Origin of the sequence: Roseibium sp. (genome assembly GCF_051016195.1) — a bacterium.
Taxonomy (GTDB): domain Bacteria; phylum Pseudomonadota; class Alphaproteobacteria; order Rhizobiales; family Stappiaceae; genus Roseibium.
Genome location: NZ_CP134616.1, coordinates 2359933 through 2374148 on the forward strand (window position 1 = coordinate 2359933; position 14216 = coordinate 2374148).

Annotated in this window: 15 protein-coding genes; 9 read left to right on the top strand and 6 right to left on the bottom strand. The window is 58.9% G+C overall.

Features of this window, described 5'->3' with window-relative positions:
* Window positions 1-21: 21 nt before the first annotated feature.
* Entirely contained in the window at window positions 22-2688 is a 2667-nt protein-coding gene (locus tag RDA78_RS10935; protein ID WP_434055342.1) for a TRAP transporter large permease subunit, read from the top strand.
* Window positions 2689-2818: 130 nt separating this feature from the next.
* On the top strand, window positions 2819-3217 hold the full coding sequence (locus RDA78_RS10940; RefSeq protein ID WP_434055343.1) for a GFA family protein: 399 nt from the start codon (window positions 2819-2821) through the stop codon (window positions 3215-3217).
* A 13-nt stretch (window positions 3218-3230) separates the two neighbouring features.
* On the opposite strand, the gene RDA78_RS10945 is transcribed toward RDA78_RS10940, so the two are convergent.
* Complete coding sequence (locus RDA78_RS10945) at window positions 3231-3953, bottom strand: response regulator transcription factor (RefSeq protein ID WP_434055344.1); 723 nt, start codon at window positions 3951-3953, stop codon at window positions 3231-3233.
* Between the two features lie 26 nt (window positions 3954-3979).
* Window positions 3980-5968: a PAS-domain containing protein gene (locus RDA78_RS10950; protein ID WP_434055345.1), complete on the bottom strand. Its 1989-nt coding sequence runs from the start codon at window positions 5966-5968 to the stop codon at window positions 3980-3982.
* Window positions 5969-6141: 173 nt separating this feature from the next.
* Between RDA78_RS10950 and RDA78_RS10955 the strand changes: the two genes are divergently transcribed.
* Together RDA78_RS10955 and RDA78_RS10960 are read left to right on the top strand one after the other, a co-directional pair.
* Window positions 6142-6534, top strand: a complete 393-nt coding sequence (locus tag RDA78_RS10955) for an ArsR/SmtB family transcription factor (protein ID WP_434055346.1) — start codon at window positions 6142-6144, stop codon at window positions 6532-6534.
* Window positions 6531-6881: a hypothetical protein gene (locus RDA78_RS10960; protein WP_434055347.1), complete on the top strand. Its 351-nt coding sequence runs from the start codon at window positions 6531-6533 to the stop codon at window positions 6879-6881. Before RDA78_RS10955 ends, RDA78_RS10960 begins: the two co-directional genes overlap by 4 nt.
* A 100-nt stretch (window positions 6882-6981) precedes the next feature.
* Here the strand turns inward: RDA78_RS10960 and hisI are convergent, their stop codons facing one another.
* Both hisI and folE read right to left on the bottom strand, forming a co-directional pair.
* Window positions 6982-7458, bottom strand: a complete 477-nt coding sequence (hisI, locus tag RDA78_RS10965; RefSeq protein WP_434055348.1) for a phosphoribosyl-AMP cyclohydrolase — start codon at window positions 7456-7458, stop codon at window positions 6982-6984.
* Window positions 7458-8096 (bottom strand): GTP cyclohydrolase I FolE, encoded by a 639-nt coding sequence (gene folE / locus RDA78_RS10970; RefSeq protein WP_434055349.1) that lies wholly within the window; start codon window positions 8094-8096, stop codon window positions 7458-7460. The genes hisI and folE overlap by 1 nt, the downstream gene beginning before the upstream one ends.
* Before the next feature lie 317 nt (window positions 8097-8413).
* Here folE and RDA78_RS10975 point away from each other — a divergent pair, with 317 nt between their 5' ends.
* The 4 genes from RDA78_RS10975 to RDA78_RS10990 are packed head-to-tail and all read left to right on the top strand — an operon-like array spanning window position 8414 to window position 11330.
* Window positions 8414-8836, top strand: a complete 423-nt coding sequence (locus RDA78_RS10975) for a nuclear transport factor 2 family protein (RefSeq protein WP_434055350.1) — start codon at window positions 8414-8416, stop codon at window positions 8834-8836.
* Between the two features lie 6 nt (window positions 8837-8842).
* Entirely contained in the window at window positions 8843-10072 is a 1230-nt protein-coding gene (locus tag RDA78_RS10980) for a CobW family GTP-binding protein (protein WP_434055351.1), read from the top strand.
* The gene (locus tag RDA78_RS10985) at window positions 10069-11058 is read left to right on the top strand and encodes a CobW family GTP-binding protein (RefSeq protein ID WP_434055352.1); all 990 of its coding nucleotides are present in this window, start codon (window positions 10069-10071) and stop codon (window positions 11056-11058) included. The genes RDA78_RS10980 and RDA78_RS10985 overlap by 4 nt, the downstream gene beginning before the upstream one ends.
* The gene (locus RDA78_RS10990) at window positions 11055-11330 is read left to right on the top strand and encodes a nitrate reductase (RefSeq protein ID WP_434055353.1); all 276 of its coding nucleotides are present in this window, start codon (window positions 11055-11057) and stop codon (window positions 11328-11330) included. The genes RDA78_RS10985 and RDA78_RS10990 overlap by 4 nt, the downstream gene beginning before the upstream one ends.
* Window positions 11331-11413: 83 nt before the next feature.
* Here the strand turns inward: RDA78_RS10990 and RDA78_RS10995 are convergent, their stop codons facing one another.
* Window positions 11414-12577 (bottom strand): S-(hydroxymethyl)glutathione dehydrogenase/class III alcohol dehydrogenase, encoded by a 1164-nt coding sequence (locus RDA78_RS10995; protein WP_434055354.1) that lies wholly within the window; start codon window positions 12575-12577, stop codon window positions 11414-11416.
* A 566-nt stretch (window positions 12578-13143) separates the two neighbouring features.
* Between RDA78_RS10995 and RDA78_RS11000 the strand changes: the two genes are divergently transcribed.
* The gene (locus RDA78_RS11000) at window positions 13144-13428 is read left to right on the top strand and encodes a hypothetical protein (protein WP_434055355.1); all 285 of its coding nucleotides are present in this window, start codon (window positions 13144-13146) and stop codon (window positions 13426-13428) included.
* A 106-nt stretch (window positions 13429-13534) separates the two neighbouring features.
* On the opposite strand, the gene RDA78_RS11005 is transcribed toward RDA78_RS11000, so the two are convergent.
* Window positions 13535-14140: a TetR/AcrR family transcriptional regulator gene (locus tag RDA78_RS11005; protein ID WP_434055356.1), complete on the bottom strand. Its 606-nt coding sequence runs from the start codon at window positions 14138-14140 to the stop codon at window positions 13535-13537.
* Window positions 14141-14216 lie beyond the last annotated feature (76 nt).

The window sequence follows — 14216 nt, forward strand, 5'->3', positions numbered from 1 at the left end:
CGCCTGACGAGATCTTCTGACATGGAACTTTTCTTTCTAGCTCTTCTCGTTGTCCTGATGGCGTTTGCACTGGGATCCGGTTTCCCGGTCGCGTTCGCCCTTCCGGGAGCGGCGATCCTGACAATCGGACTTGCGGCCGGCGCCGGCTACCTGTTTTCGACCGGCACCGATGCCTTCTTTGATTCCGGCGGGCCCGGGCAATGGCTGAGCGCGGGTGTTACCAATTTCCGGGGCATCTACTGGGAAGCCGAACGCGATACGCTGATCGCAATCCCGCTGTTCGTCTTCATGGGCATCATGCTTCAGCGGTCGAAGATCGCCGAAGACCTCCTGGTAACAATGGCCCGTCTTTTCGGTCCGGTCCCCGGCGGTCTCGGCATCTCCGTCGTGTTCGTGGGCGCTCTTTTGGCCGCGACAACCGGAATTGTCGGTGCAACCGTTGTGGCAATGGGTCTGATCTCGCTGCCGGCGATGCTTCGCAACAATTATTCGGTTCCGCTCGCGACTGGAACGATTGCCGCGTCCGGCACGCTCGGCCAGATCATCCCGCCCTCCATCGTTCTCATCATTCTTGCCGACCAGCTTGCTAGTGCCGTCGATCAGGCGGGCTCGCTCCGTCAGACGCTGTTCAAGGACAGCACGGGCGAACTCTCCATGCCGTCGGATTTTTCCGTGGTCTCGACCAGCGCCGGAGAGATGTTCCTGGGAGCCTTCCTGCCGGGCCTTGTCCTTGTTGGTCTCTACATGCTGTTCATTCTCGGCTTCGCGCTGATGAACCCCAAGGCCGCGCCGGCCGTCCACGAAGAGGGCACCTTCACGCGCAAGTTCGCGGTCAAGGTCGTGATCACGCTGGTACCGCCCCTGGCCCTGATTTTCCTCGTGCTGGGTTCGATCATCGGCGGCATTGCAACGGTCAACCAGGCGGGCGCAATCGGTGCGGTCGGAGCGATGGTCATGGCGGGCTACCGCCTCAAGGAAGGCGAAAAGGGGGCCTATTCGCCTGCTATTCTCGCAATCCTCGCACTGCTCGGTCTCGCGGTCGTGATCAGTTTCTTCGGCGAAGTGAATATCAAGCGCATCGATAATTCGCAGGATGTGCTGAGCCTGATCCTGGCGCTGATCGCGGTGTCACTCGTGCTTTTGGCGATCTTCTGGTCGGGCTGGCGGACGCTGAAGCTGGACGATACACTGCGCGGCGTCATGGTCGAAACGGCCAAGACCACGTCGCTGGTTTTCATCATCCTGCTCGGCGCGGCGATGCTGACCTCGGCGTTCCGCGCATTTGGTGGCGAGCACCTCGTCAAGGAATTCCTGCAGGGCCTGCCCGGCGGTTTCTGGGCCCAGTTCCTGATCGTCATGCTGGTGATCTTCATCCTCGGGTTCTTCCTCGATTTCATCGAGATCGCGGTGGTTGTCGTGCCGATCGTGGCGCCGATCCTGCTTTCCGATCCCGGAGCGAATGTCACTGCCGTCTGGCTCGGTGTCATGATCGGCCTGAACATCCAGACTTCGTTCCTGACGCCGCCCTTCGGGTTCGCGCTGTTCTACCTGCGCGGTGTGGCACCTGCGGTGGTCAAGACCATCGACATGTACAAGGGCGTGATCGCGTTCATTGCGCTGCAGCTGTTCGCACTCGGCATCGTCGGGTTCTATCCGCAGCTGGTGAATTACCTGCCAAACCGGTCTTCGCTGCTGTCCGAGACGGCGCCGCCGCCCAAGAACCCGCGCCTGCAATACTGCATGGAAACGCTCGTCTACGAGGATTTCCGTCAAAACGGCGACAGCATCCTGGCCGCGATCGACAAGGTCGAAGGCGTCGACATGAGCTATCTGCCGGAAGACCTGCAGGACGATCTTGCCGAGGGTTTTGAAAAGGCGAAGGAAGCATTGCCCATGATGACGGCGATCCGCGACGCGGAAGACGCTGTCGCAGAGGCTTCGGGTGATTTCAAACCCATCCACACGGAAGTCAGGGCCCTGGAGCGTGATGCCCGCCGGATCGACGCGCGTATCGAAGAACTTAAGGTGATTGTCAACCGGTCCGGCGACGGTGCGGTCTACTCCACGGCGCAGGGCGAGCGCGCGCAGTCGCAGATTGATGCGCTCCAACAGGAACACGATGCGATCCTCGCCAAGATCCCGGACAACTGGGAAGAGGTCTACGGGGAGTTTTCAAAGATCCAGAAAGCGGAGACCACCGCGCGGCAGATGTACCGCCGCACGGTTGATCAGGCCTACGAGCCGATCCTGGAGGTGAAGGCCATTCTTGCGGACGCGGATACGGTCGCGGCCTTCGGTCCGGAGCTTGAAGAGCTCAAGGCGCAGGTTCCGCAGCTTGAGCCGGAGGCAGCTGTCGAGGCCATTGCCGCCATGCGCTCGAAAGTGGGTGAAGCAGAGGGCACAAGCGATATCCGCAAGGGCCTGACCGAAGCGCGCAAGATCATGCGCAGCCGCGAACCGAATGCCGAAGAGGCCGTGGCCGAGATCGACAAGTCGATCGCGGCGCTCCAGGCCGATCTTGCGTGGCGCGAAAGAGCCGCACAGGAACTGCTGCCGGCGCTGCAGGAATATGATGCCGCGGTCGTCAACAATATCGGTCTGAGGCAGCAGGAAAGACTGCCGACCCATATGGCCCTGGACGTTGCGGCATGCCTGTCCAGCCACAGGGACGTGTCCCTGAGCTTCTAAGGAAGGCCGGGTTTGAATTGAAAAAGGCGGGGGGAGCGATCTTCCCGCCTTTTTTGATTTTGCGTTTCAGAAGATCTACCGTTCCAGGCAGGTCGCGATCCTCAAGCGGCAAAAGCGAAAGGTGGCAGACATGACCCGGACCGGCAGCTGTTTATGCGGAAGCGTGACCCTCTCGGCCGACGCTCTACCGCGCCTGCAGGCTTGTCACTGTTCGATGTGCCGGAAATGGGTGGGCGGTCCATTCATGGCTGTGCCTTGCACCGGTGCAGTTTTTGAAGGTCCGGTCAAACGCTACCAGTCATCCGATGGGTTCGAACGTGGTTTTTGTTCCGAATGCGGCTCCAGTCTCTTCTTCCATCCGAAAGGCAGCGATCTTCACGGCATTCCGCTGGGTCTGTTTGACGATCAATCGGAACTGCCGTTCAAGGCTGAATTCTTCATTGAACAGAAACCGGCCTGTTACTCGTTTTCAAACGAAACGCGGAAGATGACAGGTGAGGAATTCGAGACGAAGTTCCGGTCCGGCTAAGCTGGACGTAACCTCAACTCCATGTCACCGCCGTTGCGAACATGTAGCCCGAGCCGTAGATCGTCCTGATATGAGCGGCTTCGTTCTTGCGGTTCAGTTTCTTGCGGAGCCGTGAAATGCGGACATCGATCGACCGGTCGAGACTCTCGTCCCGTCCGCCGTGTTCGAGCAGGTAGTCACGGGTGAGAACCCGTTTTGGAGCGCGCAGCAGCGCTTCGAGCAAGGTGGCTTCCCCGGTCGACAGGAAGGTTTCTTCCCCCTCCGGTGAGGTCAGGCAATGGGAGGAAGGGCGGTATGACCAGTCCTCGAATCTGGCCAGATCCACTTCGCCGTGAGCCGGCGTCCGGTCCGAGGATCTTCTGAGGATCGAGCGAATGCGTGCGACGACCTCGCGCGGGTCAAACGGTTTGACGACATAGTCATCCGCGCCCAGTTCAAGACCCATGACCCGGTCCGTCGAATGGCCCCGCGCGGACAGCACAATGATCGGCACCGAGGATATCCTGCGGATCTCGTTGATCAGGGCCATGCCCTCCATGTCCGGCAGTCCGAGGTCGACTATGCAGGCGTCCGGACTTTCGTTGGCAAGTGCTGCCAGCATGGAGGTGCCGGTGGAAAATGTTTCGCCGGTCATATCGAAATGCGACATGGCTTCGCGCAAGAGCTGACCGATCTCCGGTTCGTCATCAACGATGAAGACGGTCAGTTTCGCCGATGGTGCGAAGCTCTTCTGCAAGGCAATCACTCACTTGCTCGACCGGATCAGATCCGATCAACTTCTGGCCGGTCAATCGGTCCCGATTGACTGGCTGTTGAACTCTGGAGGATCTTCTGGAGCGTTTGCGCCAGTTGATCGTCGGTGAAGGGTTTCGCAAGGACGGGGAACTGGCAGTCCCGCTCGTTGCCGGCAAGATCTGACCAGTCTGCATAGCCCGACATAAGGGCAATTCCGAGATCCTTGCGCGCCCGCCGGATTTCCCTGGCAAGCATGAGGCCGTTCATCTGACCGGGCATGATGATATCGCTGAGGACACCCCTGAGTTCCGGCAGATCAAGCGCCAGGGAGCGGGCGTCGTCCGCACTTTCGGCCCGCAGAACGGCGTAGCCCAGGCTTTGCAACTGATCGGTGACGGCGTTGGCGACATCCGGGTCGTCCTCAACCAGCAGCAAAAGCTCACCGCGACCCCGTTTCAGATCGGTGCCGTCGCATGTAGCGCCATTTCTATCGGCGGACAAGGCAACCCGGCGGTAGGGCAGGTAGAACGTCAGGCACGTGCCGCTGCCCGGTTTGCTGTCGACCGTGACGGCGCCTCCGGACTGGCGAATGAAGCCATAGACCATGGAAAGGCCCAGGCCGCTGCCGGTGCCGAAAGTCTTCGTCGTGAAAAAGGGTTCGAACACCTTGAGGCGGGTTTCTTCGTCCATGCCGCAGCCGGTGTCCGCGACGGTGATTTTAGAGAAGCGTCCGGAGGGAACACCGAGGTCGTCCGCCTCCCGCTTTTCGATGGAAATCTCGCTGAGGGCGATGCGCAGCGTTCCGCCATCCGGCATGGCATCGCGGGCGTTGAAAGCCAGATTTATCAGGGCGGTTTCCATCTGAGTCGGGTCGATGCAGGCCCCGATGCTCCGGTCGGCCACTTCAGTCTCCAGCCGGATGGAGGAGGGCAGGGAGCCCGTAAGAAGGCTTTCGGTATTGCGCACAAGCGTGGCCAGGGACACTGCCTGCGGGTCGACCGCCTTGCCACGGCTGAAAGCGAGGAGCCGCTGGATGAGGTCTGAGCCCCGCTTTGTGGCTTCCAGCACCGGTTCGAGCTTCCGGTCGAGGTCCCTCTTGTCCAGCGGGGCTTCCATGCGGCTGATGGAGAGCAGATTGCCCATAAGAATTGCCAGCAGGTTGTTGAAGTCGTGAGCAAGGCCGCCCGTCAGCTTGCCGACCGCATCCATGCGCTGGGACTGAACCAAAGTGGCTTCCGCCTGCTTCTGATCCGTCGCGTCCAGCGACAGGACAAAAATACCGAGCGTGCGTCCATCCGCGGTCATATCGGGAATGAGCGTGGACCGCATATAGGCCCTGGTTCCGTCGGGCCGCTTGCGCTCGTACTCGTAGCTGACCGCGTTCCCCTTGAAGGCGTGGTCGATATGCGGCTCGAGCTCGGCAAAGAGGTCGGTCCCCACGACATCGGCGGCAGCGCGGCCGGCGATCGATGCGACCGAGTGTCCAAACCAGTCCGCATAGCGGCGGTTGGCGAAGCGGAATACCGGGCCGGGAGACAAATAGGCGATCAGGGCCGGGATGTTGTCGGTGACCAGACGCAGCCAGTCTTCACTTTGCTGAAGCGCCCGCGTGCGTTCCTCGACTGTCCGCTCCAGCTTTTCCTGCCTCCGCCGTTCTTCGGTCACGTCGGAGTAGATCGTGACAAACCCTCCCTGGGGAAGCGGGGTGCCGGAGACGGCAATGATCTGGCCGTTGGGGCGCACGCGCTCGAAATAGTGCGGTTCGAACAGCTTGGCGCGTTCGATCCGGCGCGCGATCTTGCCCTCGATATTACCGGGCCCGTATTCGCCGCGCTCCGCGTTCACCCGGATGAAAGCTTCCAGATGCGATCCGCGCTGGATGATGTTCTCCGGCATGTCGAGCATGTCGGAAAGTCCGCGGTTCCAGGCGACCAGCCTGAGGTCGCTGTCAAACACGGTGAAACCCTGATTGATGTGATCGAGTGCAGCCTGCATCAGATCCAGCTGCGCCTTCAAGTGTTGTGTCTCCTCCATGGGGCGAGAGTATACCAACCATTGCAATTTAGAACCTGCCTTATCGGGTTACCGGCGTTTTGCCGCAATCAGGCAGGGCGCGTTGTCGTTTCATTTTGGCTTGCCAGACGCGACTACTCCTATCATTCTATCAATCCATTGAATGAAAGAATGATATGATGACGGATCATGCCGATCTACCCGGTTGCAACACCGACAGTCACGGGGACTGCCCACGTCATCCCCTTCCGGCTGAAGCGACCATTGAAAGCGCGGCCTTGATGCTGCGTGCAGCCGGAGACGCGGCGCGCCTGCGCATTCTGCTGTTGCTGGCCGGCGGCGAACGGTGTGTCACCGAGCTTTCGGACGAGGAGGGGGAAAAGGTCGCGACGGTTTCCGCGCGTCTCAAGCTTCTTCATTCCGCCCGGCTCGTGAAACGGCGCCGGGAGGCCAAACACATCTACTACGCACTTGCAGACCATCACGTGGCCGGTCTGTTGCGGGACATTCTTGAACACGCCGCAGAAGACGGCACAACCCATCCGGAAAACGAAGGAGAGATTGCGTGAGCAGCGATACCAACGACCCGAAACACAGTCACGTTCACGGACCCAATTGCGGCCATACAGCGATCCGCCATGGAGATCATGTCGACTATCTTCATGATGGCCACTTGCATCACCAGGAAGGCGAGCGCATCGAGGAACACGTGCTCGAGGTTTCGTCAAAGAACCCCGGAGGCTGCGTTCCTGTCGATGCACATGTGCTCGGCCACGATCCGGATCACGTCCACGGACCTGGCTGCGGACATGAAGCCGTCCCGCATGGTGATCACATCTGCTATCTGGTGGATGGCCGCCTGCACCATCCACATGATGGTCATTGTGATGATCACGGACCGGTGGATATCGTCTGATACCCTGCTTTGGTGCGAATACGCCGGTTTTTGAGCCGCGTGGGCCGGGAGATGGACACGCGTTGGGTAAATGCGTGCCCGTCTTCAAAGACGTCCCGCGTCAGAGTTGCGTCGGGTTCGGCGCGTCACCGTAGATCTCGACCGGGTCAAACGCCTTTTCGCTTTCGGTGAAGCTGAGTTCGATCCGGCCATCTTTCGCGCCTAAGGGAACCGCGCGATAAAAGCAGGAGCGGTAGCCGACGTGGCAACTTGCCCCTCCAGTAACGGCAACACGCAGCCAGACAGCGTCCTGATCGTCGTCGATCCGCATTTCGACGACTTTCTGGATGAGCCCGCTGGTCGCACCCTTGTGCCACAGGCATTTGCGGCTTCGGCTCCAGTAGTGGGCCTCGCCCGTCTCGATTGTCCGCAGCAGGGCTTCTTCGTTCATCACGCCCATCATCAGCACGTCGCCGGTTTCCGCATCTGTCGTCACCACCGGCAGGAGGCCATTTGTGTCGAATTTCGGCGCGAGCAACTTGCCCTCTTCAACCTGTTCAACAGTCTCACGGAGTGCAAAAGGTTTCCGGTTAGCCATCATGCAAATCCTTCTTTTGAGACATCGAGCGAGGACAGGAAGTCTCTTCTGAGTTCCGTGTCCGTCTGAAACTCACCGAGAAGCTTCCGTGTCAACATGGAGACGCCCGGCTTCCTTATGCCCCTGGTGGTCATGCACATGTGCGAGGCTTCAATGACAACGGCGACGCCCCGGGGCTGAAGCACGTCTTGAATCGTGTTGGCGATCTGGGATGTTAGCGTTTCCTGGATCTGGAGGCGCCGGGCATAGACGTCCACCAAACGCGCGAGCTTGCTTATACCGACAACGCGATTTTCAGGAAGATAGGCCACATTGACCTTGCCGATAATCGGCACGATGTGATGTTCGCAGTGGGACTCCAGCCGCATGTTCCGCAGCACGATCAGATCGTCATAGTCATTCGTTTCCTCGAATGTGCGGGCGAGCAGCTCCGAGGGGTCGATGCCGTATCCTTCAAAAAATTCCTCGTAGGCGCGCGCAACGCGGGCAGGTGTGTCAACGAGCCCTTCGCGATCGGGGTCATCGCCGCTCCATTCCAGCAGAACACGGACGGCCGCCTCGGCGTCCTCGCGGGAAGGCCGCAACCCGTGTTCCTTGCGATACTCTGCCATGGCCGCAACACTCGCAGCATAAGTCATACTATTCGAAACCTCTGTCGTTGATTTTCAAGCGGAAATGCATGGTCATTGCACGGGCCCCCGGACGGTTTGATTGCCTGCACTTCGAACACGGCGGCCGATCTGTGCGTCAACAATCCGTTCCGGTTCGCGACGCCGTTCGCCTGTCTGAAAAACAAAACCCGACGTCCTTGATTTGGACATGATACGATATAACATAACAAATCAAGATCGAAATGGATTTGAAAAGATTGTCGGCTGACGCGTGTCCGAGTTGGAGACCGTGTAGCCGATGCTGAACTTCGCAAGCCGAAAACAGGACGGGATCGGAGCAGACATTGGAACACAGTCTGGCTGAACACACACACAGGTTTGAAGCGCATCCAGATGGCGCCGCTCGTGCGACGCTCACACGATGGACAGAAGCGGTTGCCTCAGGCCGGATCGAAGCGATCCTTGAACTGTATGCGCCGGATGCGATCCTTGTGCCGACGCTGTCTAACGAGATTGCCGTTACCGCGGATGGCCGCCGCAAATACTTCGAGTTCTTTCTGTCCGATGGCGGCCCGGATTGCACGCTCAAGAGTGTCGTCAGCCGCACAGACAGAAAGCTCGGAACGTCGACGGTTGCCGGCATCTACGCGTTTCGCTTTCGAAGGCCGACGGGTGCGGAGACCGTTCCGGCCCGCTTCCTGTTCACTCTCGAGGAGATCGGCTCCCGCTGGATGATCACCGGGCATCATTCTTCACGCTGTGTGTGAAGCCGCATGAAACATCAAACCCCTGTCAGGCAGCAAAGAGAGAGTAATCCGTCAGTCATGGGTTCCCCGGACCGCATACCCGTCTTCCTGTTGAGTGGCTTTCTGGGCTGCGGAAAGTCGACCCTTTTGAATGCGTTTCTCAACGATCCCGATGTCCGGGACACAGCAGTGATCATCAACGAATTCGGGGATGTGCCCGTCGATCACCTGCTCGTCCGGCGCGGCGAAACGACTGTGAGCCAGGTTTCCACCGGTTGTCTGTGCTGCTCAGACACGACCGACATCAAAGAGATACTCCACGGTCTTCAAAGCGCCGCGCGGGAAGGGCTGACCGGCAGATTCACGCGCGTGATTGTCGAGATGAGCGGGCTCGGTGACCCGGCCCCGTTGGTCAACGCTCTGGCCGTGAGCGAGACCGGAACGGGGCAACACACAGCCAGCGCCGGGGAACCGCCTTTTTACCTGGCCGGCGTGGTGACCCTGTTCGATACGATTGAGGGAGCCAGGTCCGTCGAGAACCATTTCGAGGCGCTGAAACAGATTGCCTTCGCGGATCGCATCGTTCTTACGAAAACGGATATTCAGCAGAGCCCGGAAGAGCCGCGCGATATCAGTCTGTTGTCGGAGGACCTGCGGGAACTCAACGCAAGTGCCGACATTGTCGATCGGCAAGCGGTCGATTTCTCATCTCTGTTTGCACCACGCCCCTATACGGCCGTCGACCGTGGAGAGGATGTCGCCGGCTGGTTGGCGCTTGAAACCGCGCTGGCTCTCGAAGGCCGCCATAATGGTCGGCCAGCCGGCGGCGGAGGACCGCTCAGGCACGGTGCCGGCATTCGCACGTTCAGCATCGTGCACGACACGCCTTTGTCTGTGGAACGCTTCAACCGGTTCCTCGATCTTCTCCAGAAATCCGCCGGGCAGCGGCTGCTGCGGGTCAAGGGGATCGTCGCGAGCCAAGAACGACCCGAAGAACCGCTGATTGTGCATGCGGTGCAGCACAGTGTTTCCGATCCTGTCCAGCTTTCCGCATGGCCCGATGATGATCGGCGAACGCGGCTCGTGTTCATCACGAACGATGTCGATCCCGAACCGGTGCGTGCGCTGTTCGCGGCCGTGATCGACGCCGCACCGTTTTCTCTTAAAGGGTCACTCAGAATCGCGGGAGAGGCCCTCGCAGGGTCAATCTTCCGCATTTTTTCAAACCTCACCCGTCTGTCTCGGAGGTCACAATGAATGATTTGCAGAGGACACCGGTCACCGTTCTGACCGGCTATCTGGGCGCTGGAAAAACCACGCTGCTCAACCGCATTCTCTCGGAAAACCACGGCAAGCGATACGCCGTGATCGTCAATGAATTCGGAGATGTCAGCATCGACAACGATCTCGTTGTCGATGCTGACGAAGAAGTCTTCGAAATGAACAACGGGTGCATCTGCTGCACGGTGCGGGGCGATCTGATCCGGATCATCGAAGGGCTGATGAAACGGCAAAACCACTTTGATGCGATCCTGATTGAAACGACAGGTCTCGCTGACCCGGCCCCGGTTGCCCAGACATTCTTCGTTGACGAAGACGTCCAGTCGAAGACCAAGCTGGACGCGATCGTCACCGTCGTCGATGCCAGGCACCTGCTTGAGGAGATAGACAGGGCGCATGAAGCCCAGGAGCAGCTCGCCTTTGCGGATATCGTGCTGTTGAACAAAGTCGATCTTGTGAGCGAACAGCAACGCGCCGAAGTCGAAAAGAGGATCCGGAGGATCAACCCGACCGCGGTCATTCACCACAGCGAACGTTGCCAGGTCGATCTTGAGACCATTCTCGGGCGCAACGCCTTTGACCTTGATCGGGTGCTCGAGATCGAACCGGAGTTCCTGAAACACTTCCATGACCACGACCATGATGACCACGTCACAAGTTTCTCGCTGCTGAGCGATGCGCCACTCGATCCGCAACGTTTCTTTCCGTGGATGCAGACCATCGCGCAGGACTTTGGTCCGGACATGTTGCGGATGAAAGGGATCATCGCTTTTGCGGATGACGACGACCGCTTCGTGATGCAAGGCGTCCACATGCTGCTGGAAGGCGATCATCAGCGTCCATGGAAACCGGACGAGCGGCGCACGACACGGATTGTGTTCATCGGGCGCGACCTGCCACGCGACACGATCGAAGCGGGCTTCCGGAGCTGCGTCTATCCGCAGGGTGTTGCTGCGGAATGACCAGGTTCACCAATCCGCTCGCGCCACGGTTCGGCAGATTGAAGGCCAAGTCATCAGAGATAAAGACCTGGACCCGGGACGTGATGAGCCTGCCCGATGATACCCCGGTAACCGTTGCCGAACTGGCGTGCCGGGATGAGGGGTGTCCTGATATCGAAACGGTGATCGGCGTGCTCGAACCGGGCAAACCCATTGTAACGCTGCGGGTCCACACAAGGATGGTCGAGGTGACGCGGGCGCGTGTCGCGGAAGCTGCGGGTGTAAAGCATTAGCCGGTAAAGGTCGGGCAGCGAGCGGTTACAAAAACCAAGCTCGCTGCCCTTCCACCGTCTTTCGTCAGCCGCTATGGGCTGCCTTACCCGGTGACAATTTTTCCCGGAAGCGAGTTGACCGTGAGCGTTTCGCTTGGCTGGAAGTGGATGACCGAGCGGATCGACTCGCCCGCCTTCAGAAGATCGAACGCGGTGTTGATCTGCTCATGGTTCATGTGATGCGTGATATAGGGATCGACGCTGAAGTCGCCGCGCAACCATTCGTCGACCATTCCCGGCAACTGGCTGCGGCCGAGGACGCCGCCGAATGCAGTTCCGCGCCAGACACGACCGGTCACAAGCTGGAAAGGCCGCGTCGCGATTTCCTGTCCGGCACCGGCAACTCCGATCACCGTGCATTCTCCCCAGCCCTTGTGGCAGGCCTCGAGCGCGGAGCGCATCAGGTCCACATTCCCGACCGCCTCGAACGTGTAATCCAGTCCACCGTTGGTCATCTCGACCAGAACGTCCTGAATCGGACCGTCAAAATCCTTCGGGTTGATGCATTCCGTTGCACCAAGCGCCTTGGCGAGCGGGAATTTCGACGTGTTGATGTCGATCCCGATAATCCTAGAAGCACCTTGCAGGACCGCGCCCTGAATGACGGCCATGCCGACAGCGCCGAGACCGAACACGCCAACCGTTGACCCGGGCTCGACCTTGGCGGTGTTGCGCACGGCGCCGATGCCGGTCGGAACCGCGCAGCCCATGACCGAGGCTTTGGAAAGAGGTGCGTCCTTGGTGATCTTGGCCACGGAGATTTCCGGCAGCACGGTGTATTCGCTGAACGTGCTCGTGCCCATGTAGTGGAGGATCTGCTTGCCCTTGTAGGAAAAGCGGGACGTGCCATCCGGCATCAGTCCGGCGCCCTGGGTCTTGCGGATGGTCTGGCAGAGGTTGGTTTTGCCCGACTTGATATAGGGGCAGTCGGGATCTTCCGGGATATAGAGCGGGATCACGTGATCGCCCGGAGCAACCGATGTGACGCCCTTGCCGACTTCCTCGACAATGCCGCAGCCCTCATGGCCGAGAATACAAGGGAACAGGCCTTCCGGATCTTCGCCGGAAAGGGTGAAGACGTCCGTGTGGCAAAGACTTGTCGTGACGATCCGGACGAGGACTTCGCCCTCTTTCGGACCCTCCAGATCAATCTCCTCGATCTCGAGGGGCTGATTCGGCGCCCAGGCGATGGCGGCACGTGTTTTCATTCAGGTCTCCCTTAACTCGTTGCCTTGAACTCATGTGCTGAGCAGCACGCCGCGATGCTTTCGCACGAGCGGGACTGCCCCGAAAACGAAAGTTGTCCACGTGTGCGTTTCACGCGGCATGCCCTTTTTGCATTCCTGCAATCAGGCTCCTGTTCATTAGTAACTGTATAACATTACAAAGCAAGCGAGCTGAAAGTATGAATTCCGGGACATATCCCGGTATTTCACGGACGGGATGCCGCAACCTTTTTGGACAGAGCAAACCGCACATCGTCTTCCTCTTCAGCGGCTATGTTTGCGTCCTTGTGCCGATGGGCTCCGGACATTGAAGCGTGGTCGGGCGGCGCAGGACAATAGTCCTTGTGTGGCCAGTCATACGATTTACCCGTCAAAAGTATCCAGCACGGCGTGATTGTTGAGTGGCTTTCTTATGTCCTGCGGTAGAAAATACTGAGCAAATATTCTTCGGAGTTGTCTTAAGGCCTGTCTATGACCCGGATTGATATTGCATAAGTGCCCTCGCGTCATATTCTGATTGAGCAAAACAAAAACAGGGGGAAAGAAGAATGGCTGTCTATCGGATTACTGAGTTTTCATCGCCGGACATGCCTGCAGCCATGGTTGCAGCCGAGGACTTGCGGAGTGACCTGGCAGCAGCCGGTGCACTTTTCATCGATATCGTGGACTTTGGCGACGGAACCGGCCTGGTCGTTGCGAAGTATGGTGGTGAGGCAGCCATGGACGCGTCCGCCGGACTTGCGAAAGCGTCTTTCGGCAAGATGGTTCAGGCCGGAGTCATCAATGGCGCCTCAATCAAACCCAGATCGGGCGCGGTCGCTATCTCCTACTAGATGATGCCACGGCAGGTTCGCTGGCTCTCCTGAAGGACAACGCACAGATTGTTGTCCTTGAGGGCGGCGTATGCCGGTGCCGACCTGCCGGGCTGGAAAGGTGCGCCTAGGCGGGTGGATGTTCGCTGGTCGCGCTGTAGTGCGACAGGAACATCGCCACGCAGTCTTTCATGATGCCTTCCGTTTCGGTTTTTTCGCCCATCAGGAATTCCGGCCAGAAGAAGAAATTCTTCACCAGAGCAAGAAGCTGGCTGGCGGCGAAAGCCGGATCCGCCTTTCTCAAGGCACCTGCTTCCATCGCATCGGCGATCAGCTTCGTGACCGGATAATCATGCGCGGCTGCCTCCGCCAGAAACGCACGTGAGCGGTCAAGGTCGCGGAGGAACTCGGATATGATCATGCGGTTTACCCCGATTGCCTCCCGGTCCGTGATCACAGTCACGTAGCGCTCCAGCGCCACAGTCAGCTGATCCGCCAGCGGACGATCCGGATCGTAGTCGACCGGTGCCATCGCGCAATTCCGGGCGAGCATGATGTCCGTGATCGCATCAAAAAGTTCTTCCTTGCTTTCGAAATGATTGTAGAGCGTGCGGCTCGAAACGCCGGCGCGCTTGGCAATCCGCGTCGTGTTCGCGCCAAGAAAGCCCTGTTCGCGAAATTCTGCGATCGCCGCCTCGATAATATTTTCTCTTTTCTTTTCAGTTAGTTTCACGGCTTTTTGTCGCTTTTTCTCTCAAAAGTAAAATTTTATGTTTACATTTTTGCAAGGCTGCTTAAATGTAAACTTA